General features: G+C 68.3%; 19 protein-coding genes and 1 tRNA gene. 9 read left to right on the plus strand and 11 right to left on the minus strand.

The features are described from left to right. Positions 1-90: 90 nt before the first annotated feature. Positions 91-447: an MFS transporter gene (locus tag ACE3OG_RS10565; RefSeq protein WP_374308364.1), complete on the minus strand. Its 357-nt coding sequence runs from the start codon at positions 445-447 to the stop codon at positions 91-93. A gap of 230 nt (positions 448-677) precedes the next feature. Between ACE3OG_RS10565 and ACE3OG_RS10570 the strand changes: the two genes are divergently transcribed. Together ACE3OG_RS10570 and ACE3OG_RS10575 are read left to right on the plus strand one after the other, a co-directional pair. Continuing rightward, on the plus strand, positions 678-1,307 hold the full coding sequence (locus ACE3OG_RS10570) for a LysR family transcriptional regulator (RefSeq protein ID WP_374308366.1): 630 nt from the start codon (positions 678-680) through the stop codon (positions 1,305-1,307). 392 nt (positions 1,308-1,699) lie between these two features. Continuing rightward, positions 1,700-3,376, plus strand: coding sequence for a recombinase family protein (locus tag ACE3OG_RS10575; RefSeq protein ID WP_374308368.1), 1,677 nt, complete (start codon positions 1,700-1,702; stop codon positions 3,374-3,376). Here the strand turns inward: ACE3OG_RS10575 and ACE3OG_RS10580 are convergent. Continuing rightward, positions 3,347-3,423: transfer RNA gene (locus ACE3OG_RS10580), tRNA-Arg, on the minus strand. The two genes, ACE3OG_RS10575 and ACE3OG_RS10580, sit on opposite strands and share 30 nt — an antisense overlap. A 138-nt stretch (positions 3,424-3,561) precedes the next feature. After that, positions 3,562-4,566, minus strand: coding sequence for a transporter (locus ACE3OG_RS10585; protein ID WP_374308370.1), 1,005 nt, complete (start codon positions 4,564-4,566; stop codon positions 3,562-3,564). A 217-nt stretch (positions 4,567-4,783) separates the two neighbouring features. Here ACE3OG_RS10585 and gshB point away from each other — a divergent pair, with 217 nt between their 5' ends. The 5 genes from gshB to ACE3OG_RS10610 all read left to right on the plus strand — a co-directional run bounded on the left by gshB (position 4,784) and on the right by ACE3OG_RS10610 (position 11,904). Beyond that, positions 4,784-5,734, plus strand: coding sequence for a glutathione synthase (gshB, locus tag ACE3OG_RS10590; protein ID WP_374308372.1), 951 nt, complete (start codon positions 4,784-4,786; stop codon positions 5,732-5,734). Between the two features lie 43 nt (positions 5,735-5,777). After that, positions 5,778-8,561, plus strand: a complete 2,784-nt coding sequence (locus ACE3OG_RS10595; protein WP_374308374.1) for a [protein-PII] uridylyltransferase — start codon at positions 5,778-5,780, stop codon at positions 8,559-8,561. A 103-nt stretch (positions 8,562-8,664) separates the two neighbouring features. Next, positions 8,665-9,252, plus strand: a complete 588-nt coding sequence (grpE, locus tag ACE3OG_RS10600) for a nucleotide exchange factor GrpE (protein WP_374308376.1) — start codon at positions 8,665-8,667, stop codon at positions 9,250-9,252. Between the two features lie 357 nt (positions 9,253-9,609). Then, positions 9,610-10,800 carry a glycosyltransferase gene (locus ACE3OG_RS10605; RefSeq protein ID WP_374308378.1) on the plus strand — a complete coding sequence of 397 codons (1,191 nt, stop codon included), beginning with the start codon at positions 9,610-9,612 and terminating at the stop codon, positions 10,798-10,800. Between the two features lie 78 nt (positions 10,801-10,878). Continuing rightward, positions 10,879-11,904, plus strand: a complete 1,026-nt coding sequence (locus ACE3OG_RS10610) for a zinc-binding alcohol dehydrogenase family protein (protein WP_374308380.1) — start codon at positions 10,879-10,881, stop codon at positions 11,902-11,904. Between the two features lie 4 nt (positions 11,905-11,908). Here ACE3OG_RS10610 and ACE3OG_RS10615 read toward each other — a convergent pair whose 3' ends face one another. The 3 genes from ACE3OG_RS10615 to ACE3OG_RS10625 all read right to left on the minus strand — a co-directional run bounded on the left by ACE3OG_RS10615 (position 11,909) and on the right by ACE3OG_RS10625 (position 14,482). Further along, a complete protein-coding gene (locus ACE3OG_RS10615) occupies positions 11,909-12,514 on the minus strand; it encodes an ABC-type transport auxiliary lipoprotein family protein (RefSeq protein ID WP_374308382.1) in 606 nt (201 codons plus the stop codon). Positions 12,515-12,588: 74 nt separating this feature from the next. Further along, positions 12,589-13,557 (minus strand): hypothetical protein, encoded by a 969-nt coding sequence (locus ACE3OG_RS10620; RefSeq protein ID WP_374308384.1) that lies wholly within the window; start codon positions 13,555-13,557, stop codon positions 12,589-12,591. Between the two features lie 37 nt (positions 13,558-13,594). After that, positions 13,595-14,482 (minus strand): branched-chain amino acid aminotransferase, encoded by an 888-nt coding sequence (locus tag ACE3OG_RS10625; protein WP_374308386.1) that lies wholly within the window; start codon positions 14,480-14,482, stop codon positions 13,595-13,597. Positions 14,483-14,750: 268 nt separating this feature from the next. Here ACE3OG_RS10625 and ACE3OG_RS10630 point away from each other — a divergent pair, with 268 nt between their 5' ends. Further along, on the plus strand, positions 14,751-15,305 hold the full coding sequence (locus ACE3OG_RS10630) for a MarR family winged helix-turn-helix transcriptional regulator (RefSeq protein WP_374308388.1): 555 nt from the start codon (positions 14,751-14,753) through the stop codon (positions 15,303-15,305). A 1-nt stretch (position 15,306) separates the two neighbouring features. Then, on the plus strand, positions 15,307-16,035 hold the full coding sequence (locus ACE3OG_RS10635; protein WP_374308390.1) for a response regulator: 729 nt from the start codon (positions 15,307-15,309) through the stop codon (positions 16,033-16,035). 8 nt (positions 16,036-16,043) lie between these two features. Here the strand turns inward: ACE3OG_RS10635 and ACE3OG_RS10640 are convergent, their stop codons facing one another. From ACE3OG_RS10640 to mnmE, 5 genes are all read right to left on the minus strand, one after another. Further along, positions 16,044-16,931, minus strand: a complete 888-nt coding sequence (locus tag ACE3OG_RS10640) for a ParB/RepB/Spo0J family partition protein (protein WP_374308392.1) — start codon at positions 16,929-16,931, stop codon at positions 16,044-16,046. A gap of 16 nt (positions 16,932-16,947) precedes the next feature. After that, the gene (locus ACE3OG_RS10645) at positions 16,948-17,769 is read right to left on the minus strand and encodes a ParA family protein (RefSeq protein ID WP_374308394.1); all 822 of its coding nucleotides are present in this window, start codon (positions 17,767-17,769) and stop codon (positions 16,948-16,950) included. 67 nt (positions 17,770-17,836) lie between these two features. Beyond that, positions 17,837-18,496: a 16S rRNA (guanine(527)-N(7))-methyltransferase RsmG gene (gene rsmG / locus ACE3OG_RS10650; protein WP_374308396.1), complete on the minus strand. Its 660-nt coding sequence runs from the start codon at positions 18,494-18,496 to the stop codon at positions 17,837-17,839. Next, positions 18,493-20,352 carry a tRNA uridine-5-carboxymethylaminomethyl(34) synthesis enzyme MnmG gene (gene mnmG, locus ACE3OG_RS10655; RefSeq protein ID WP_374308398.1) on the minus strand — a complete coding sequence of 620 codons (1,860 nt, stop codon included), beginning with the start codon at positions 20,350-20,352 and terminating at the stop codon, positions 18,493-18,495. The genes rsmG and mnmG overlap by 4 nt, the downstream gene beginning before the upstream one ends. Positions 20,353-20,398: 46 nt before the next feature. Continuing rightward, entirely contained in the window at positions 20,399-21,724 is a 1,326-nt protein-coding gene (gene mnmE / locus ACE3OG_RS10660) for a tRNA uridine-5-carboxymethylaminomethyl(34) synthesis GTPase MnmE (protein ID WP_374308400.1), read from the minus strand. Between the last annotated feature and the right edge of the window lie 17 nt (positions 21,725-21,741).

Raw genomic sequence — 21,741 nt, forward strand, 5'->3', positions numbered from 1 at the left:
TCAATCAGTTCCGTCGCCTCGTCGTCCGCTATGAGCGACACGCCGACCTCTACCGCGCCTTTATCGTCCTCGCCGCCGCTATCATTTGCTTCAGGGCCTTGAGACGGTTTTGTTAGGCGCTCTTAGTGGCGCGAAGGTCGATGATGCTCCCAGTCCGATGACGAACTGCGCGGCGATGAACTGCCACAACGCCGCCGAAGCGCCGGCCGCGAGGTAGCCGAGCAACAGGAACAGAATGCCGATCCCCATCGCGGGGACGATGCCGAGGCGGTCCGTCAGACGGCCAGTGATGAGGCCGCCGAGGGCAAAGCCGATCGTCGTGAGGGTATACGTCAAGGAAGCGGCGCCACGTGTGCCACCGAAATCGGCCTGCACCTGGGGCAGCACGATCACGACCGACCATTGGCCGACGCTGCCGATCGTGGCTATGGCAAGCGTGATCAGCAATCGCCGCCAGGCCGCCGATGAATCCGGCACAAAGGTCGAAACGGTCGGTCTTCGATCGGAAGAAGTAGGCAATCTGGCTCTCCGCGCCAATGCGCATGCAGGAAAGTCCTCACGACACTGGGAAGCCAGACGGTAACTGTGGGCAGGAAATCGGCGCAAAGCACAGTTCCTGCGGTTCAGCCCTAGAAGATCTATTGCAAGACCGCAGCCGGTCAGTGCCACAATATGCGATGACCTACGCCCTCCCACCTCTCAACGCGCTCCGCGCTTTTGAAGCTGCCGCTCGGCACCTCAGCTTCAAGCTGGCCGCGCACGAGCTGCACGTGACGCCGGCCGCCGTGGGGCACCAGGTGAAATCACTGGAAGCACGCCTTGGCGTGCGCCTGTTCGAGCGGCTGCATAAGCAGCTTATCCTGACACCCGCGGGGCAGTCCTATCTGCCTGAGATATCCGGTGGCTTTCGCCGCATTGCGGACGCAACCGCGCAATTGAAACCGATAGGCGCGGCGCAACTGCATTTGGGCGTCCACGGCGGCTTCGATCTTCGCCGCCTTGCTTTGGCAGAGTTTCGCAGTGAACACGCGGAAATCGGTTTGCGGGTGCTGCAGCCCGCCGGTCTGCACGAGTTGGTGGAGGGCAAGATCGATCTGCTGATAGCTCGGGGACTTGGTCACCATCCGGGCTATCGCTGCGACCGGGTCAATGAGGGAGCTGGTCTGGGTGATTGGCTAATTGCAGCCGAAGGCGCCGCGGATTGCCCTGAGATTGTCAGCTTCCGCGACTGGCTGCGCGCCCTGTTGAGCGAAAAAGAGGCTGCAAACCAACGTCATCCTCGTTTGGTCAGCGATATCAGAAGCTGAGGCGACCGCGAAGCCGGCGCGAGAGCATTCTGGGAGCTTCCCACTTATCGCTTCCCCGACCGGCCTGAAAATCCATCATTTGTTTGCCTCCGAAAAACCGGGGGCGAGCGGTGCCTGCGCTGAAAGATCAGAACAAGGAAGGGCTGGGCCGTGGGCGTCGTCGGACCGATCGCCGAGAGCATCTTCCTCCTCAAACTCCTGCGGACTGGTCCGTGACATTGGATTTACCGGACCCGTTGCCCGTTTCAGACGCGGAACTTCGCGTCCTGGAAACCTATCTGGGGCGGGCTTTGGATGAGTTGTTGGACCAATAAGTTAAGTTGAAGCGCATCCGACGTTGCGTCTCGAGTCCCATGCTGCAAGACTCCGGACCGGGTGTGGATAGAGAGACGATGAAAAGAGCTACGAAACAAACGGCCACTGCTGAAGTCATCCCGAACGTCCGGCCGCTGCGGGCAGCGCTCTATTTGCGCGTCTCGACCGGGCGTCAGGCGGAGGGCGAGGTCTCGTTGCCGTCTCAGCGTGACCTTACCACCCGGTACTGCCTCGGCAACGGTTGGCAGATCGTCGATGAGTATGTCGAACCCGGAGCGACCGCTACGGACGATCGCCGTCCGGTCTTCCAGGCGATGCTGGAGCGTGCCTGCGATGCCGATCGCCCCTACGACGTGATCGTCGTTCACGCCTTCTCACGCTTCTTCCGCGATGGCGTGGGAATGGAACTGACTGTCCGCAAGCTGCGCCGGCATGGCGTCGAAGTGGTCTCGATGACACAGCCAACGGGCAGCGATCCGAGCCAGGAGATGATGCGTCAGATCATCGGCATCTTCGACGAATACACATCCAAGGAGAACGGCAAGAACGTCACCCGTGCCATGAAGGAGAATGCGCGGCAGGGCTTCTGGAACGGCGCTTCGCCCCCTCTCGGCTACACCATCGTCGAGGCGGAAAAGCGCGGCCAGAAAATCAAGAAGCGGCTCGCCGTCGATCCGGTCGAGGCCGAGACCGTGCGCTTGATCTATCGGCTCTGCATTGAAGGCGATCACCTAACGAACACGCCCGCCCTCGGATTGAAGCAGACCGTCAACTGGCTCAACAGCCGCGGCTATCGCACGAAGAGAGGCGGTGCCTTCGGCATCGGCCCACTGCACCACATTCTGACCAACACCGCCTATGTCGGCCGATGGCGCTACAACATCCGGAGCGCCAAAACCCGCGAGAAAAAGCCGGAAGCCGAGATCGTCGAGATTGCGGTGCCGGCGATCCTCGACCAGTCGACCTTCGACCGCGTCCAGGCGAAGCTCGCCGCCAACAATCCCCGCGTTACTGCGCCGCGCGTCGTCAATGGACCGATCCTGCTGACGGGCCTCGCTTCCTGCGCGCATTGCGGCGGCGGCATGACCCAGCGCACGGGCACCTCGAGGTCCGGCCGGGTCTACACCTATTACGCCTGCGCCAGCCGCGCCCAGAAGGGGCCGACCGCCTGCAAGGGCAATTCCATTCGAATGGCTTTCCTCGACGATCTCGTGCTCCGCGCGATCAAGGAAAAGCTGTTCACGCCCGAGCGGCTCGTCGAATGCCTCGCCGGCCTTGTCGAGAAGAGGCAGCTTCGCAACGCTCAAATCGACCAGCGGCTGGTTTCGCTGCAGGCCCGGATCGTTGAGGTCGAGGATCGCCTCAAGCGCCTCTATCGCAGCCTTGAAGAGGGCGTCGTCGAGATCGACGACCTGCTCAAGGATCGAATCGGTTGCCTCAAGGGAGAACGCGAGAAGGCCAAGGCCGCGTTCGAACGGGCCCAGGCGCATGGGACAAGTTCCGCCAGCCTCGATCCAGAGAAGGTCGCGAAATTCGCGGCGCTGATGAACGAACTGCTCGACAATGGCGAGACGCCGGCCCGCAAGGCCTATCTGCGCAGCCTGTTGAGCGCGATCGTCGTTGGCGAGAAAACCGTCCGCATTATCGGCAGCAAGGACGTGCTGCATGCGGCAATTTCCGGCAATCGGTCCCCGAACGCACTGGTTCGTGGTTTAGGACCGGAATGGCGCGCCCGAAGAGATTCGAACTCCTGACCCCTAGATTCGTAGTCTAGTGCTCTATCCAGCTGAGCTACGGGCGCGCATGCCGGGGCGGCGTTTGATCCGCGCCGTCCGAAGGCGGGGCACACTTAGCCGCTTGCGCCGCGCCGCGCAAGCCCCGCGCGCGGCGCAGGCGACGCTTTGCGGCGACGGCGTCTCCCCGGTCCGGCGCGCCCGCGTCAGCGGCTCGCCGTAACCGCCGGCGGCGGAGACCAGAGCGGAAATCCCATCGTCGCGAAAAGCACGTCGCCGGCGACGCGATTGTAATTGGCGAACTCATGGTACCATTTGGCGGAGAAATAGGCCTCCTGGCCGTCCAGCCGCAGCCGATAGCTCACCACCGGGCCTGCCGCCGCCACCCGCCCCTCGAACCCGCCGTAGATCGCGCCTGGGCCGCTGTCGGGCGTCACCTGCTGGTAGAAATAGCCGCCGACGCCGAGAAACAGGCCCTGCGGCAGATGCTGGCCGAGCGTCCACTCGAAATGAAGCTCCGCGCCGCTCGTGTAATCGGTCTTGACGTTGGTGGCGTTGAGCGTCATCCCCAGCGCCGCCGAGGCCTCGAAGCCGGTGTCGGAGCCGATGAACGTATAGGCGCCCTTGACGTCGAGCGCCGGGCGGTTGAGCCCGGTCTGCGCGATGCGCGCGGGATCGTAGTTCCCCGTCGGGATGAAGCCGCTGACGTAGAGCTTGAAATGATTGTCGCCGGCGCGCCAGCCCAGAAGCGCCGTGAGCTCGCTGTCGGCGAAGCCGTTGATCTCCCTGCTGGCGCGCAGGACGGACGGAACGCCCTGCGCGTCGACGTAAGGGGTCGCGACGCTCGTCTGCTGCGCCCCGACGGCGTTGGTCGTGGCGAAGCCGAGCGTGCCCCCGAAAAGCTCGAAATCGGTGTAGAGAGCGAAGATCGCGAGGTCGCCGGTGATCTTGTAGGTGACGCGCGTGGGATCGGGGACGCGGGCGTGCTCGTGCAATTCGCCGGATCCGCGATAATAGGCGAAGACGTCGTAGAAATAGAGCCCCGGCGGCGGCGTCACCCCGGGAGAAGGCGTCACGAGGCCGAGCTGGTAGAGGCTCAGCCCGTATTCGACCGCGCCGGCGGGCGCGGCCGCGCCGAGCGGCAGCAGGGCGAGCGCAAGGCGCGCGAGCGTCCAGCTTGCGGTCTTCGGACGAATGCGTTGCCTCGGCATGGGCGAAACCCGTAGATGGGAGCGGACGGCCGAAGTCTAGAGCGCGGCGCTCGCCCGCGCGACGTGAATTGCGGCGAATGGGAGGCGTGGGCGCAGGATTGACGCTTGTCGTCACATATAAGCTACAACGCCGCGGCCGCCGCTTGCGCGACGCCGACGCAGGCTTAAAAGAAGAGCCGAAGGGCCGCTCGTTCCGCCGGCCCGGGAAACCGCCCGAATGCCTCTCGCCGTCGCGGTCCAGATGGACCCCATCGAGTCCCTGAACGTCGCCGGCGACACCACTTTCGCCCTGATGCTGGAGGCGCAGGCGCGCGGCCATCGCCTCTTCTACTATCGGCCGGAAAGTCTTTCGCTGCGCGAGGGGGTCGTGACCGCGCGCGCGCGCGAGGTCGAGGTGCGCGACGCGCCGGGCGACCACTTCTCGCAGAAGGCGGCGCGGACCCTCGACCTTTCCGACGTCGACGTGGTGCTGCTGCGCCAGGATCCTCCGTTCGACCTCGCCTATATAACGACGACGCACCTCCTCGAGGCGCTGCCGCCGCATGTCCTCGTCGTCAACGACCCGGCGAGCGTGCGCGACGCGCCCGAGAAGCTGTTCGTGATGAAATTTCCCGAACTTATGCCGAAGACGCTGATCTCGCGCGACCGAAAGGCGATCGAGGCGTTCCGGGACGCGCATGGCGAGGTGGTCATGAAGCCGCTGTTCGGCCATGGCGGGGCGGCCGTGTTCAAGGTCGCGCCGAAGGACCCGAACTTCGGCTCGCTCTACGACCTGTTCGCCGCGACGTTCCGCGAGCCCTGGGTGACGCAGCAGTTTCTGCCGGCGGTCAGCCGCGGCGACAAGCGGATCATCCTGATCGACGGCCTCGCGCTCGGCGCGGTCAACCGCGTGCCGGCGGAGAACGACATCCGTTCGAACATGGTCCGCGGCGGCGCCGCGCTGGCGACGGAGCTGACCGGGCGCGAGCGCGAGATCTGCGCGACGATCGGACCGGAACTAAAAAGCCGAGGTCTCGTTATCGTCGGGATAGACGTCATCGACGGATTCCTGACCGAGATCAACGTGACGTCGCCCACCGGCGTGCGCGCGATCAGGCGCGTGGGCGGCCCCGATCTCGCCGTCGCCGCATGGGACGCGATCGAGGCGCGGCTGAGGGCGCGCGGATGATCTTTCATGCGCCGCTGAAAGCGGCCAACCGGATTCTCGCTGCGTGACGCTGGACGTTTCCCCTTCTCCCGTCAAACGCCGCCGACCCTCGTCCGCGTCGGCGGCCGCCCTCCTCATCGACGCCGCCGCCCTGCGCGCCTCCGTCGCCGCCGCGGCGCGCGTCGGCCACGCCGAAGCGCTCGCCGCGTTCCGCGAGGCTCTGGAGCGCGGCCGCGCCCGGGCCAGGGCCGCGCTGGAGGCCAAGGGCGGCGGCTACGCCTGCGCCGCGCAGCTCTCCCATCTTGAGGACGCGCTGATCGGCGCGATCCACGAATATGTGGTGACGTTCGTCCACCCGCTCCCGGCGGGCGAAAGCGAGCAGAACTACGCGCTGGCGGCGGTCGGCGGCTACGGCCGGGCGACGCTCGCGCCGGGCTCGGACATCGATCTCCTGTTCCTGCTGCCCGACGAGCCGACGGCGCGCACGCAGGCGATCGTCCAGGCGGTCCTCTATGTCCTGTGGGACATCGGCCAGAAGGTCGGCCATTCGGCGCGCACCGCCGCCGAATGCGTTTCGGAGGCGCGCTCGGATTTCACCGTGCGCACCGCCCTGCTCGAGGCGCGCTTCCTGCTCGGCGACCAGGCGGCCTTCGAGGCGATGCGCGAGCGGTTCCAGCGCGAGATCGTCGAGGGCTCGGCCGCCGAATACGTCTCGGCCAAGCTCGCCGAGCGCGACGCGCGCATCGCCAAGGCGGGACGCTCGCGCTATCTCGTCGAGCCCAACGTCAAGGACGGCAAGGGCGGCCTGCGCGACCTCAACACCCTGTTCTGGATCGCCAAATACGTCTACCGGGCGCGCGAGACGGCCGACCTCGTGGCCGCCGGCGTGTTCTCCAGGGCGGAAGCCCGCCTGTTCCGCCGCTGCGAGGATTTCCTGTGGCGGGTGCGCTGCCACCTGCATTTCACCGCCGGACGCGCGGAGGAGAGGCTCTCCTTCGACCTGCAGCCGCCGATCGCCGGCAAGCTCGGCTACAGCGAGCGCGGCGGCCTCGCCAGCGTCGAGCGCTTCATGAAGCATTACTTCCTGGTGGCGAAGGACGTCGGCGACCTCACGGCGATCCTCTGCGCGGCGCTTGAGGAGCGCCACGCCAAGCCCGCCGCCATGCTCGACCGCTTCGGCCCGTTCCTGCCGCCGCCCTCGTCCATCGCCGCGGGCGACTTCGCGATCGAGAACGGCCGCGTCACCGTCTCCTCGCTCGACGTCTTCGAGACGGCGCCGGTCAACCTCCTGCGGCTGTTCTGGGTCGCCGACCGCAACGGCCTCGCCATCCATCCCGACGCGACGCGGCTCGTCACCCGCTCGCTGAAGCGCATCGACGCGAAGCTGCGCGCCGACCCGGAGGCCAACCGCCTTTTTCTCGACGTGCTGACCTCGCGCAACACGCCCGAGATCGTGCTGCGGCAGATGAACGAGGCCGGCGTGCTCGGCCGCTTCGTGCCCGACTTCGGCCGCATCGTCGCGCTGATGCAGTTCAACATGTACCACCATTACACGGTGGACGAGCATCTCCTGCGCACCGTCGGCAATCTCGTCGGCATGGAGCAGAACCGCTTTTCGAGCGAGCACCCGCTGGCGAGCGAGATCCTGCAGTCGATCGCCAACCGCACGGCGCTGATCGTCGCCCTGTTCCTGCACGACGTCGCCAAGGGCCGCGTCGAGGATCATTCGATCGCCGGCGCGCGCGTCGCCCGCGAGCTCTGCCCGCGCCTCGGCCTCAGCGAGGCCGAGACCGACACGGTGGCCTGGCTGATCGAGCACCATCTCGTCATGTCGGACACCGCGCAGCGGCGCGACCTCGGCGACCGCCAGACGATCTCGACCTTCGCCCGCAAGGTGCAGACGCTCGAGCGGCTGAAGATGCTGTTCATCCTCACCGTCTGCGACATCCGCGCCGTCGGCCCGGGCGTGTGGAACCACTGGAAGGCCGAGCTGATGCGGACCCTCTACTGGGAGACGGAGATGTTCCTCGCCGGAGGACATTCGACCATCGACCGGCGCCGCCGCGTGGCGCAGGCGCAGCTCGAGCTGCGCCGCGGCCTGCCCAACTGGTCCGACCTCGACTTCGAGGCCTACGCGCAGCGCCATCCGCCGGCCTACTGGCTCAAGGCCGACCTCGACCAGCAGATCCTGCACGCCAAGCTTCTCAACATGACGGAAGTCGAGATGCCGGCGCCGGTGACGCATGTCTCCATCGACCCGCTGCGCGGCGTCACCGCCCTCACCGTCATCGCGCCGGATTCGCCGCACCTCTTGTCGATCATCGCCGGCGCCTGCGCCGCCTCCTCCGCCAACATCGTCGACGCGCAGGTGTTCACGACGACCGACGGCATGGCCCTCGACACCATCGTCATCTCGCGCGAGTTCGACTTCGACGAGGACGAATTGCGCCGCGCGAGCCGCATCGCCTACGCCGTCGAGAAGACGCTCGCCGGCGAGATGACGATCAAGGAGATGGTCGCCGCGCGCGCCGGCCCGGCCGCCGGGCGGCTCAAGACCTTCAAGGTGCATCCGGAGGTCGTGATCGACAATTCGCTCTCCAAGCGCTTCACCGTCGTCGAGGCCTCCGGGCTCGACCGTCCGGGCCTCCTGTTCGACCTCACCGCGGCGCTCTCCGAGCTCGAGCTCAACATCGGCTCGGCCCATGTCGCGACCTTCGGCGAGAAGGCGGCGGACGTCTTCTACGTCACCGACCTTGCCGGCGAGAAAATCGTCGACCGGAGCGTCCACGACGAAATCCGGCGCAAGCTGCTCGCCGTCTTCACGCCTGAAACGGCGCGCGCCGCTTGATTTTTCGCGGGCAGGGCTGATATCCGAGGCGCCGCGGGCCGACTTGCCGACAGGCTGCGGATGAAGCGCGTTCACACGAAGCGCGTCAGATGAAGATTGAGCCATGAGCGATTTCAGGAACGCCGACGACGGCCCGCGCGAGGCGGGCGACCAAAGCGCGGGCCAGCCCGGCGAGCCGGCGCCGGAGGCGCAGGCGGAGCAAGATCCGTTCGCAGTCCTCGAAAAGTTGAAGACCGAGAACGCCGAGCTCAAGGACCGGGTGCTGCGCACGCTCGCCGAGATGGAGAATCTGCGCCGGCGCACGGAGAAGGAAGTCTCCGACGCCAAGGCCTATGGCGTCGCCTCCTTCGCTCGCGAAATGTTGACCGTCGCCGACAATCTTTCCCGCGCGCTGGCGAGCGTTCCAGCCGAAGCGCGCGCCGGCGCCGAGGGCGGGCTCAAGACCCTGGTCGAGGGGCTGGAGCTCACGGAGCGCGACCTCGCCTCGCGGCTCGAACGGTTCGGCGTCAAAAAGATCGACCCGGCGGGACAGAAATTCGATCCGAATCTGCATGAGGCGCTGTTCGAGCAGCCTGACCCTTCCGTGCCGGCCGGCACGGTCTCCCAGGTCGTCGAGCCCGGCTATGTCATCGCCGACCGCGTCCTTCGCCCGGCCAAGGTCGGCGTCGCGCGCGGCGGCCCCAAGGCCTAGAGCTTCCCGCGGCGGCTCCAGGCGGACTAGCGGATGCGCGGCGAACGGACGGCGGGCGGCCTCGACCCGCGCTAAGCTTGCGCCGGGCCGGTGCGTTGCAACCTGCGCCGTATTGACGACGGCGGCGCTTTCCCGCACATGCTTTGCGCGGAATGCAGACGTCGAACGCCTCGGGCCCGAACGCGCCGAAGCGTCTGAAAATCTCCAGGCGACGCCGGCGGTCGTTCCGCTCCGCGTAAGGAAAAAGAATTTGGAGAGCGCTGCGCCAGGAGCGGCCGTCGCGACGGGAAAATGGCGTTCGGTGCCCCGACGCGCCGGGCGGCTCCGCGCTTTCCCGACGCGGACGGACCTTCGCGCATGAGCAAGTCCCTGGTCGTCTTCGTCTGGGAGAATTTCGGTCCCGTCCACTCCGACCGCTGCGACGCCCTCGCGCTGCGCCTCGGCGACCGCCGCAAGGTGATTGGCGTTGAGCTCGGCGGCTCGAGCGTCGTTTACGACTGGCGGCCCGAGGACGGCGCGCATTTCGAGAAGCGCACGCTGTTCGAGGGCGTTTCGATCGACGACGTCTCGAACTGGCGCAAATTCACGACCCTCCTGAAGACCTGCTTCGGGCTGCGTCCGGCGGATTTCTTCTTCTGCCACTACGAGACGCCCCACGTCTTCATGACCGCCCTGCTGCTGCGCCTCACCGGCAGCCGCGTCTTCGTCATGAACGACTCGAAATTCGACGACTATCGCCGCTACGTCGGGCGCGAACTCATCAAGAAGCTGTTCTACCTTCCCTATAATGGCGCGATGGCCGCCGGCGCGCGCTCGGCCGACTATTTCCGCTTCCTCGGCCTGCCTGCGCGCCAGATCGTCCTGAACTACGACGCGCTCTCGACCGACCGCATCCGGCGCCTCGCCGGCGTCGACCGCGCCCCTGGCGGCCCCCCTTTCGCGGAACGCGATTTCATCATCGTCGCGCGCATGATCGCGAAGAAGAACATCGGCATGGCGCTCGAGGCCTATGCGCTCTACCGCGCCGCCTCGGCCGCCCCGCGCAAGCTGCGGCTTTGCGGCTCCGGCCCGCTTGAGCAGGAGCTGCGCGCGCAGGCCGAGCGGCTCGGCGTCGCCGACATGGTGGTGTTCCACGGCTTCCTGCAGATCGAGGAGGTCTGCCCGCTGCTGGGCTCCAGCCTGGCGCTGATCCTGCCGAGCCTTCAGGAGCAGTTCGGCAATGTGGTCATCGAGGCGCAGGCGCTCGGCCTGCCGGTGATCGTCTCCGACAATTGCGGCGCGCGCGATCTGCTCGTGCGCAACGGCGTCAACGGCTTCGTCGTCGAACCCGACAATCCGCAGGGCCTCGCCTTCTTCATGGGCCTTCTCGACCGCGACGAGGCGCTGTGGCGCAGGATGAGCCTCGCCACCGGTCCCTTTTCCGCGCTCGGCGACGCCTCGCGCTTCGCCCAGTCGGCGCTCGAGCTGATGGGCGACCGCGACCGCGAGCGCGGATTCGCGCAGCTCGCCAACGCGCCGGCCGAGAACTCCATCGCCGATCGGCTCTGAGGGGAGCCGACGTCGGGCGTCGAGAGTTCCGGCGCAGTTCGCCGGAGCGGGGCTCGGCGACGAAACTGGAGGATTTTCATGCGCGCAGTCGGATATCAGGCGTCCCTGCCCATCGACGACCCGCAAGCGCTCGTCGACATCGAGATCGACGCGCCGACGCCGAAGGGCCGCGACCTCCTCGTCGAGGTCCGCGCCGTCTCGGTCAACCCGATCGACGCGAAGATGCGCAAGCGGGGGGCCCCGCCCCCGGGCCAATGGGCGATCCTCGGCTTCGACGCGGCGGGCGTCGTGCGCGCGGCCGGCGGGCAGGCGAGCCTGTTCAGGCCCGACGATGAAGTGTTCTACGCCGGCGCGCAGCTGCGCCCGGGAGCGGACGCCGAGCTTCATCTCGTCGACGAGCGCCTCGTCGGGGCGAAGCCGAAGACGCTCGGCTTCGCCGAGGCGGCGGCCCTGCCGCTGACCTCGCTCACCGCCTATGAATCGCTGTTCGACCGGTTGCGGGTCCGCGATCCCGTCCCCGGCGCAGCGAACGCCGTGCTCATCATCGGCGGCGCCGGCGGCGTCGGCTCCATCGCCGTGCAGCTGGCGCGCCGGCTCACCGACCTCACGGTGATCACCACCGCCTCGCGGCCGCAGACGCGCGACTGGGCGCTAGCCCTTGGCGCGCATCACGTCCTCGACCATTCAAGGCCGCTCGCGCCGCAAGTCGAGGCGCTCGGCCTCGGCGCGCCGGGCTTCGTCTTCTCGACGACGCAGACCGGGGAACATCTCGCCGACATCGTCGAGCTCATCGCCCCGTTCGGACGCTTCGCGGTGATCGACGACCCCGCCGGCGGCCTCGACGTCATGGCGTTCAAGCGCAAATGCGCGACGATCGTGTGGGAGAACATGTTCGCCCGTTCGACCTTTGCGACGCCTGACATGGACGAGCAGGGGGCGATCCTCAACGAGGTGTCGCGCCTCGTCGACGCGGGCGAGCTGCGCACCACGCTCGCCGAGCGCTACGGCCCGGTCAACGCCGCCAATCTGCGCCGCGCCCACAAGGCGATCGAGAGCGGGACGACGCGCGGCAAGATCGTGCTCGAGGGCTTCGGCCCGGGCTGACGCCTCAGATCTTCGGCGCGGTCCACAGCACGATCTGGCGCATCGCGTCGGCGCTCGCGACGTTGAGGGCGGCGACGACGGCCTCCGGGCCGCCGCCCGGCGCCGGCGCGGTCGCGGCGAAGATCTTCCCGGCGACGATGCGCCCGGCCGCGCCGAAGATCTGCGCGGCGAGCTCGACCTCGACCGCTCCGCGCGTGGCGTCGTATTCGAAGCGGCGCAACTGACTGCGCAGCTCGTAGTCGGCGAGAAGGCCAGGCGCGACGACGGCGCGGATCAGGCTGGCGTTCTGGAAGCTCGCGATGAGCCGCGCCTGCAGCAGCGCCGGCAGGCGCTCCGCCCATTGGGCGCCGGCGAGGTAGGAGACCTCCGAACCGCCCTGGCGCACGACGATCCGGTTGGAGTCGAGAAGCGGCAGGGCGGTCGGCTCGGCGACGGCGATCTGCGCCCGGCGCGCCTGCCGCGCGCCATAGCCGCCCGGCGCGGCGGACAGGTCGAAGGCGGGGGGCGGCGCGGCGGCGCAAGCCGAAAGCGCCAGCGCGGCGGCCGCGCCGGCGCAGCGCGCGAAAGGAAAGCGCGCCCGAGCCCTGTCGTTCGCGTTGAGCAAGATCATGCGCCTCGCTGGATAAAGAGCCGACGCCGCCATAGAGACGGATAATGGGCGAAGTTCAAGGCGCCCTGACAGGCTCAGCTGAGCCGCGCCACATGCTTGCGCCCGCGCCCGAGCAGCGCCGCGCCCACGTTGACGAGCCGCCGCGCGAACAGTTTTCGCGCGGCGTAGGCGCGGAAGCCGGAGAGGAAGCGGGCGCCGTCGAAGCCGGCGGCGGGATAGGCGGCGAGGAACTCCTTGTCGGCCGGAAGATGCAGGAGGCTGCGGTCGGCGATCGCCGAGAAGGGCGGAATGGGCGCGTCGGTGCGCGCCGTCCACCAGCGCGCGACGCCGCCCGGCTGGTCGGCGTTCAGAAGCTTCATTCCGTCGGCGCGCGCGAGATTGAGCGCCGCCGAGACGATCATTTCGTCGCCGACATGATGCAGGTCGCCGATCGCCGCCTCGTAGCGCGCCCAGCACGCCCTGACATGCTCAAAGAGAGCCATGAAGGCTCCGGCGGCGCCAAGGATGAATTCGCCGCCGTACCAGCGCGGATCGGTCAAGGGGCGTCCGGCGACGGTTTCGAGATCGGCCCTGACGCGCGCCGCGCCATAGGAGGCCGACTCGATCGCCGTAATGTCGTAGACCGCGAGCGCTTCGTCCGTGAGCGAGGGGAGGGCGAAAGGGCTCGTGAGCAGCGCGTCGACGTCGATGAGCCCGACCCGCTCGCCATAGGCGCCGGCGCCGAAAGCCTCGATCAGCTCGAGCTTGTAATGCGCCGAGTAGAACGCGATTCCGCGCGGCACCGGCCATACGAAATCGCGCGCGACAATCCTGGGCCCGCTGAGGCCGAGCGCGGCGCGCCGCGTCTCGAGCCGCGCCATGTCATTGGTGACGAGCGTGAAGGTCGAGCCGGCGGCCTCGACGGACGCCGCGCAGAGCGCCGCGCATTTGAGGTAGACGTCGATCGGATCGGCGGCGCCGGCGCGCAGATTGGCGTGCGCGCCGTGATCGGACGCGACATGGAGCAGGCCGTAGAGCGGGACGCTGGAGACGGCGAAGGCCACGGCGGCCCTTTCGGCAGGACGCGGACTGGCGGAGAGATCAGGCGGCTTTCTGCTGCGGCTGAACTTCGGCGGCGTAGTCGTCGATCATGGCGCGCGACAGCGCGCCGGGGAGAAAACGGTAGGGGCCGATCTCGGCGACCGGGGTCACCTCCGCGCCGGTGCCGCAGATGAAGCACTCCTCGAAGCCTTCGAGCTCCTCGGGCATGATGCGGCGCTCGACGACCTCGATCCCGCGGCGGCGGGCGAGGTCGATCACCGTGCGGCGCGTGATGCCGTCGAGGAAGCAATCGGCGATCGGCGTATGCAGGGCCCCCCCGGAGACGAAGAAGATGTTGGCGCCGGTGCATTCGGCGACGCGCCCCCGCCAGTCGAGCATCATCGCGTCGGCGTATCCGCGCCGCTCGGCGCGATGCTTTGAAATGGTGCAGATCATATAAAGCCCGGCCGCCTTCGAGCGGCACGGCGCGGTGGCGGGATCGGGGCGGCGATACTCGGCGACGTCGAGCTTGATGCCGCGCATCTTGGTGGCGATGTCGAACATGCTCGGCCAGTCCCAGGCGGCGATCGCGACATGGATTTTCGCGTGCTGGGCGGCGACGGCCATCATCTCGCTGCCGCGCCAGGCGACGGGACGCACGTAGCAGTTGGAGAAATTGTTGCGCGCGACGACTTCCGCTTTGATCGCGTCGAGGTCGGCGGCCGAATAGGGGATCGAGAAATCGAGGAGCTCGGCCGAAGCGCGGAAGCGTTCGGAATGTTCGCGCGACTTGAAGATGCGTCCGCCATAGGCGCGCTCGCCTTCGAACACGCAGGAGGCGTAGTGCAGCCCATGCGACAGCACGTGCAGCTTCGCGTCCTTCCACGCGACGAAATCGCCGTCAAACCAGATGAAGCCGTCGCGCTGATCGAAGGGCAGAACCGACATTGATCTCAATTCCTTAAATCTCGCGCGGCGACGCCGTCGCGCGCTGGATCTTCGCGCCATGCGCCTGGCTCGCGCTCTACGCCGGGATGGGCGCGGCGCAGGCCCGTTTTCGGAGGCGGGGGGAGCGCGGCGCACCATATCCAAAAATACGGCGTTGGAAAACCTCCAAGGCGCGCTCGGACCGCTGAGGGCGCGATATATTGACCCGCCTGAAATTGTGCGGAACTATAAGCCGCCGCGGCGGACGGGAGCAAACGTGGACCAGCCCTTGCGAGACCCCCGCCTGCGGGATCTGCGCCCGCAAGACGCATGGAGCTCGCAGTCGACGCGCGAGACGTCCGGCGAGGTCGATTTCGAGCTCATCGAGCTGATGTTCTTCGCCTATCGGGATTTCGTGCGCGACGCCGACCTGCTGCTCGAAGGCTTCGGCTTCGGCCGCGCGCATCATCGCGTCCTGCATTTCGTCAGCCGCCGGCCGGGGCTTTCGATCGCCGAGCTGCTCGACATCCTGCAAATCACCAAGCAGAGCCTCAACCGCGTCCTCAAGGACCTGCTCGACCAGGGCTACGTCGACGCGGCGCCCGGCGAGAGCGACCGCCGCCAGAGGCGGCTCTACGCCACGGCGCAGGGACGCGCGCTGGCCTGCGAGGCGGCGCGCGTCCAGTCGAAGCGCTTCGCGCGCGTCTTCGACGGGCCGCAGGCGCCGAGCCGGGCGGCCGCGCTCTCCTTTCTCCTCGCCATGATCGACGAGGGCGGGCGCGACGTCCTTGCGAGCGCTGCGACGCGTCCCGGCGCGCCTGCGCGACGCGCCAGAAAGGCCTGACATGTCCGAAACTCCGCGCCGGGCCGCGCCGGCGGACGACGCCGCCCATCTTCTCGTCGTCGACGACGACCGACGCATCCGCGCGCTGCTCTCGCGCTTCCTCTCCGATCAGGGCTACCGCGTCACCATCGCCGGATCCGCCGCGGAGGCCAGCGCCTGCCTCAGGAGCCTCACCTTCGACCTCATCGTCCTCGACGTCATGATGCCGGGCGAGAACGGGTTCGACTTCGCCGCGCGCCTGCGTCAGGAGAGCGGCGAGGGCGCGCAGGTGCCGATCCTGATGCTGACCGCCAAGACCGAGGCGGACGACCGCGTGCGCGGCTTCGAGACCGGCGTCGACGACTATCTCGGCAAGCCCTACGAGCCGCGCGAGCTCGCGCTGCGCATCGCCTCGATCCTGCGGCGCGCCCAGCCCAGGCCGACGAACGGGCCGGCGACGCAGGTGCGCTTCTCCGACTTCTGCTTCGACATCGACCGCGGCGAGCTGCGTCAGCGCGACGAGGTGGTGCGCCTCACAGACCGCGAGCGCGAGATGCTGCGCCTCCTCGCCGAGCACGCCGGCGAGACGGTGCCGCGCGAGGCGCTCGCAGGCTCGGGCGCGGCGGGCAACGAGCGCACCGTCGACGTGCAGGTGAACCGGCTGCGGCGCAAGATCGAGCGCGACCCGGCCAATCCGCTGCACCTGCAGACGGCGCGCGGCGCGGGCTATCGGCTGCTCGTCGACCGCTGAGCGAGGCGTCAGAGCGAGGGATCGAGGCGCCGGCAGAGGGCGTCGAGCTGGTCGAGGCTCTGATAGGCGATGCGCAATTCGCCGCGCTCGCCCTTGCCCGAGATCGTCACCCTGAGGCCGAGGCCGGTCGAAAGCGTCGATTCGAGCGCGCGCGTGTCGGCGTCCTTCTCGCGTCGCGCGGAGGCGCGCGCCGGCGCGGCCTCGCCCGCCTTGGCTGCTTCCGCCTGCGCCGCCTCCTCCTGCGCGATGCGCTCGACCTCGCGCACGCTCAGGTTGTCGGCGAGAATGCGCTCGGCGAGTCTTTCCGGATTCTCGACGCCGAGCAAGGCGCGGGCGTGGCCCGCCGACAGGAGACCTTCCGTCAGCAGCGCCTTGACCCGCTCGGGCAGCTTCAGGAGCCGCAGGGTGTTGGCGACATGGCTGCGGCTCTTGCCGATGACGCGCGCGAGATCGCCCTGCGAATAATCGAACTCGGCGCACAGGCGCTCGTAGCCCGCAGCTTCCTCCAGCGCGTTGAGGTCCGAGCGCTGCACGTTCTCGACGATGGCGAGCTCGAGCGCCTCGGAGTCGTTCGCCTCGACGACGAGGATCGGCGCCTCGTGCAGCCCGGCGCGCTGGGCGGCGCGCCAGCGGCGCTCGCCGGCGATGATCTCATAGGCGTCGTCAAGGCCGGCGAGCGGGCGCGCCAGGATCGGCTGCAGCAGCCCTTTCTCGCGAATGGAGGCGGCGAGATCTTCAAGCTCCGCCTCGTCGAAATTCCGGCGCGGATTGCGCGGATTGGGCCTCAGGAATTCGATCGGGGCCTTTTTCTGCGCCCGCACCGGCGGCGCGCCAGGCGCCTCGCCCTCGCCGATCAGCGCGGCGAGCCCGCGCCCGAGTCCCTTGGGTCTGCTCATCGCCGTGCTCTCCCGATCAGGCGGCGCGATAAAGCCGTTCGCGCCGTATCACTTCCGACGCGAGCCGGAGATAGGCCTGGCTGCCGGCGCATTTGAGGTCGTACAGCAGCACAGGCTTGCCATGCGAAGGCGCCTCGGTGACGCGGACATTGCGCGGAATGACCGTGTCATAGACCTTGTCGCCCATGAAGCCGCGCACGTCGGCGACCACCTGCGAGGCGAGGCTGTTGCGCGCGTCGAACATGGTGAGCACGACGCCGTGGATGGCGAGGCCCGGGTTCAGCGCGGCGCGCACCTGGTCGACGGTGGCGAGCAGCTGCGACAGGCCTTCGAGGGCGAAGAATTCGCATTGCAGCGGCACCAGCACGGCGTGGCCGGCGGCCATGGCGTTCATGGTGAGCAGATTCAGCGACGGCGGACAGTCAATGAGCGCATAGGTGAAGCGTTCGCCCTCGGGGCGTCCGGCCTCCTCCTGCGCGAAGCGGGCGAAGGCCGACTTCAGGCGCGTCGCGCGGTCCTTGCGGGCGGCGATCTCGAGCTCGACGCCGAGCAGGTCGAGCGTCGAGGGGGCGATGGAGAGGCCCGGCACGGCGGAAGGCTGCAGCACCTCGCTCAGCGACTTTTCGCCCATCAGCACGTCATAGGTCGAGATCTTGCGGCTCTTGCGGTCGACGCCGAGCCCGGTCGAGGCGTTGCCCTGCGGGTCGATGTCGACGAGCAGCACGCGCTCGCCGATGGCCGAGAGCGCCGTGCCGAGATTGATCGCCGTCGTCGTCTTGCCGACGCCGCCCTTCTGGTTGGCGAGCACGAGAATCCGCAATTCAGGCGGAGCAGCCATGGCGTCCTTGGCGTCAGGAAACAAATTCGGGCGTCAGGAAGGAAATTCCGAAAGCGGATTTCCGGCGTCAGAACGAGGGCTCCGACGACGCGCCCGTCGGAACGGCGCGAGCGTCCCGCCGCTCGACCACGACGATCTGCGCCAGATCGCGCGTAAGGCTCGGCGCGGAACGCAATTGATATGTACCGGCGGCCTCGACCTGCGTCAATTCAAGCTGTGCGTTGGCGCCCTTGGAAAAGACGCCGACCGCGCCTTTTCGCAGGAACGGCTCGGCGTAGGCGACGAGCTGCGGCAGCGGCGCCAGCGCGCGCGCGCTGACCGCCTCTATGTCGACCGCAAGCTGCGGAACGACGGCCTCGATGCGCCCGCAATGGACGATCGCGCCCGCCCCCGTTTCACGTGAAACAGCGCGCAGGAAGGCGCATTTGCGCTGATCCGATTCGATGAGATGCACTTCCGCGCTGGGCTCGCCAGCGAGGCGGATCGCCGTCACGAGACCGGGAAAGCCCGCGCCCGAGCCGAGGTCGAGCCAGCGCCGCGCGGCGGGCGCGGCGGCGCAAACCTGCAGCGAATCAGCGAAATGCCGCACCCAGATTTCCGACAGCGTCGAGGGCGACACCAGATTGATCGTGCGCACCCATTTGAGCAATAGCGCCTCATAGACGGCGAGACGCTCCAGCGTCTCGGGCGGCAGCCCGTCGAGCAGCGGATGGCGCGGACGCTTCAAGACGCGGCCTTCAGCAGGCGCAGCCGCGCCGCGAGCAGCGTGAGAGCCGCCGGCGTCACGCCCTCGATGCGGCCGGCCTGCCCAAGCGTCGCAGGCCGCGTCGCGCCGAGCCGCGCCCTTATCTCGTTCGAAAGCCCCGGCACGCATTCATAGTCGAAATCGGCCGGAAGCTTGAGCTCCTCATCGCGCTGCGCGGCGGCGATTTCGCGCGCCTGCCGGTCGAGATAGACGGCGTATTTGGCGTCGATTTCGATCTGTCGCGCAGTCGGCGCCGCGACGGCGGCGAGCTCCGGCCAGATGCGCGCGAGCGTTGCTATGGAGATACCTTCGAGCGCCAGGAGGTCGAAGCCGGAGCGGCGCTGGCCGTCCTGATTGACGGCGAGGCCGTGGCGCGCGGCCTCGTTCGGCGTCAGGCTGCGTGCGGTCAGCAGCGCCTTCGCTTCATTGAGCGCCTTGGCCTTGCGCGTGAAAACGTCACGACGGTCGCGTGAGACGCAGCCGAGCGCGACGCCCGCCGGAGTCAGGCGCTGGTCGGCGTTGTCGGCGCGCAGCGAAAGACGAAACTCCGCGCGCGAGGTGAAGATGCGATAGGGCTCGCTGACGCCGCGGCAGATCAGATCGTCGATCATTACGCCAAGATAGCTCTCGCTCCGCGAGAAATGGCGCGGCGGCGAACCGGCGGCTTTCAGGGCGGCGTTGATCCCGGCGGCGAGACCCTGCGCGCCGGCCTCCTCGTAGCCTGTCGTGCCGTTGACCTGGCCAGCGAGAAACAGCCCCGGCAGGCGCTTCGTCTCGAGGCCGGGCGTGAGCTCGCGCGGATCGACATAATCATATTCGATGGCGTAGCCCGGCTCGATCATCCGCACATGGGCGAGACCCGGAATGACGCGCAGAAAATCCTGCTGCGCGTCGGGCGGCAGCGAGGTCGAGACGCCGTTGGGATAGATGGTGTCATCGTCGAGCCCTTCCGGCTCGAGGAAGATCTGATGCGCGCCGCGATCGGAAAAGCGCGTGACCTTATCCTCGATCGACGGGCAATAGCGCGGCCCCCGGCCGCTGATCGCCCCGGAGAAGAGAGGCGAGCGGGCGAGGTTGGCGCGAATCACCGCATGCGCCGCCTCATTGGTGTGAGTGATGAAGCAATCGACCTGCGGATTGGCGATTGTCCCCGTCAGCGTGGAGAAGGGTTCGGGCTCGTCGTCACCCTTCTGCCGTTCGAGCCCGGACCAGTCGATCGAGCGCCCGTCGAGGCGCGGCGGCGTGCCGGTTTTCAAACGGCCCATGCGGAAGCCGAGGCGTTCCAGCGTTTCGCCAAGCCGCGCGGCCGGACGCTCGCCGAGACGTCCGGCGGGCGTGCGCTCTGCGCCGCGATGAATCATCCCGCGCAGAAAAGTACCGGCGGTGACGACGACGGCGGCGCAACGCAACTCTTCGCCCGCGGCCGTGGTCACGCCCTCGACGGCGCCGCCGTGGACGAGAAGAGCGCCAGCCTCGCCTTCAAGAAGGCTAAGTCCGTCGATGTCGCGCAACGCCGCCTGCATCGCGGCGCGATAGAGCTTGCGGTCGGCCTGGGCGCGCGGCCCGCGCACCGCCGGCCCCTTGGCGCGGTTGAGCAGTCGGAACTGGATGCCGGCGGCGTCGGCGACGCGGCCCATCAGCCCGTCGAGCGCGTCGATCTCGCGCACGAGATGGCCCTTGCCGAGGCCTCCGATCGCCGGATTGCAGGACATGACGCCGATGCGGTCGATCGACAGGGTGAGCAGCGCCGTCTTCGCGCCCATGCGCGCGGCGACGGCGGCCGCCTCGCAGCCGGCGTGGCCGCCGCCGATGACCACGACGTCAAATTTATGCGTCATATGCGACCCCTCGCCTGTTTCACGTGAAACAGGCAGCTCGTCCGCGCTATTTGCCGATGCAGAAACGCGAGAAGATTTCGTCGAGAATGTCCTCGACGTCAACGCGGCCGACGAGCCTTTCGAGCGCGAACAGCGCCATGCGCAGATGCTCGGCGGCGATCTCGTCGGGCAGGCGCGCGTCGACGAGCGGCCGCAACGCCTGCGCGGCGTCGAGGATCGCCAGACGGTGACGCTCGCGCGTCACCACCCCCTCGCAGCCCGAACCGCCCGTAGCGGCGGCGAAGCTTTCGAGCCGCGCGAGCAGCGCGTCGAGCCCCTCGCCCGTCGCGGCGCTGAGCGTCAGATCGACGTTTTCGACGGTCGCGCCGAGATCGGCCTTGGCGCCGATGCGCCACACCGGCGCGTCGGAAAGGCCAGCTTCCGGCGCCTGCGTCGCGTCCGCCGCGCTCAGCCATAGCACGAGATCGGCCCGTCTCGCCCGTTCGCGCGCGCGCGCGACGCCGATGCGTTCGACCGCCCCGTCGGCCTCGCGCAGGCCGGCGGTGTCGGTCAGCGTCACGGCATAGCCGCCAAGATCGAGCGCCACTTCTACGCAGTCGCGCGTCGTGCCCGCCTCAGGCGAAACGATCGCCGCGTCGCGCCGCGCCAGCGCGTTGAGCAGAGTGGATTTGCCGGCGTTGGGCGGGCCGGCGATGACGATCGAAAGGCCCTCCCGGATCCGTTCGCCGGCTTTGGCGCTCGCGAGCTCGGCTTCGAGATCGGCGATGAGCGGAGCTATGAGCGGCGCGAGCGCGTCCTCGCCGGCATTCGCAACCTCGGCCTCGTCGGCGAAATCGAGCCGGGACTCGAGGCGCGCGCCGGCTTCGATCAGCACGGCGCGCCAGCGCGCCGCGCGCGCGCCGAGCGCGCCTTCGCTCTGGCGCAGCGCCTGACGGCGCTGCTGCGCCGTCTCCGCCGCGACAAGGTCGCCAAGACCCTCGATCTGCGCGAGATCCAGCTTGCCGTTGGCGAGAGCGCGGCGCGCGAACTCTCCGGCCTCCGCCGGGCGGGCCTCGGGATGGACAGCGATCGCGGCGATCAGGCCTTCCATGACGGCGCGCCCGCCATGGACGTGAAATTCAGCGCAATCCTCGCCCGTGAAGCTCGCCGGCGCGGGGAAGAACAGCACGAGGCCGCGATCGAGCGTTTCGCCCGTCCGCGGATGCCGCAGCCGCATGAGGCGCGCCGCGCGCGGCGACGGAAGCGCGCCGGCGACGCCCTTGACAATGGCGACGGCGGCCGGTCCCGATAGGCGCAGCACCGCGATCGCGGACCGGCCCGCTCCCGAGCTCACGGCGTAGATCGTCCCCTGCCGATCGACAGTCGCGCTCATGCGCGCTCAAGCCCGGG

This window comes from Methylocella sp., from assembly GCF_041905455.1.
Lineage (GTDB): Bacteria > Pseudomonadota > Alphaproteobacteria > Rhizobiales > Beijerinckiaceae > Methylocapsa.

Coding starts and splice junctions, on each gene's coding strand:
- ACE3OG_RS10575 (WP_374308368.1), top strand. CDS start 1,700: ATGAAAAGAGCTACGAAACAAACGGCCACTGCTGAAGTCATCCCGAAC.
- gshB (WP_374308372.1), top strand. CDS start 4,784: ATGCCTCTCGCCGTCGCGGTCCAGATGGACCCCATCGAGTCCCTGAAC.
- mnmG (WP_374308398.1), bottom strand. CDS start 20,352: ATGACGCATAAATTTGACGTCGTGGTCATCGGCGGCGGCCACGCCGGC.
- ACE3OG_RS10640 (WP_374308392.1), bottom strand. CDS start 16,931: ATGAGCAGACCCAAGGGACTCGGGCGCGGGCTCGCCGCGCTGATCGGC.
- ACE3OG_RS10610 (WP_374308380.1), top strand. CDS start 10,879: ATGCGCGCAGTCGGATATCAGGCGTCCCTGCCCATCGACGACCCGCAA.
- ACE3OG_RS10585 (WP_374308370.1), bottom strand. CDS start 4,566: ATGCCGAGGCAACGCATTCGTCCGAAGACCGCAAGCTGGACGCTCGCG.
- ACE3OG_RS10615 (WP_374308382.1), bottom strand. CDS start 12,514: ATGATCTTGCTCAACGCGAACGACAGGGCTCGGGCGCGCTTTCCTTTC.
- ACE3OG_RS10570 (WP_374308366.1), top strand. CDS start 678: ATGACCTACGCCCTCCCACCTCTCAACGCGCTCCGCGCTTTTGAAGCT.
- grpE (WP_374308376.1), top strand. CDS start 8,665: ATGAGCGATTTCAGGAACGCCGACGACGGCCCGCGCGAGGCGGGCGAC.
- mnmE (WP_374308400.1), bottom strand. CDS start 21,724: ATGAGCGCGACTGTCGATCGGCAGGGGACGATCTACGCCGTGAGCTCG.
- ACE3OG_RS10635 (WP_374308390.1), top strand. CDS start 15,307: ATGTCCGAAACTCCGCGCCGGGCCGCGCCGGCGGACGACGCCGCCCAT.
- ACE3OG_RS10605 (WP_374308378.1), top strand. CDS start 9,610: ATGAGCAAGTCCCTGGTCGTCTTCGTCTGGGAGAATTTCGGTCCCGTC.
- ACE3OG_RS10625 (WP_374308386.1), bottom strand. CDS start 14,482: ATGTCGGTTCTGCCCTTCGATCAGCGCGACGGCTTCATCTGGTTTGAC.
- ACE3OG_RS10645 (WP_374308394.1), bottom strand. CDS start 17,769: ATGGCTGCTCCGCCTGAATTGCGGATTCTCGTGCTCGCCAACCAGAAG.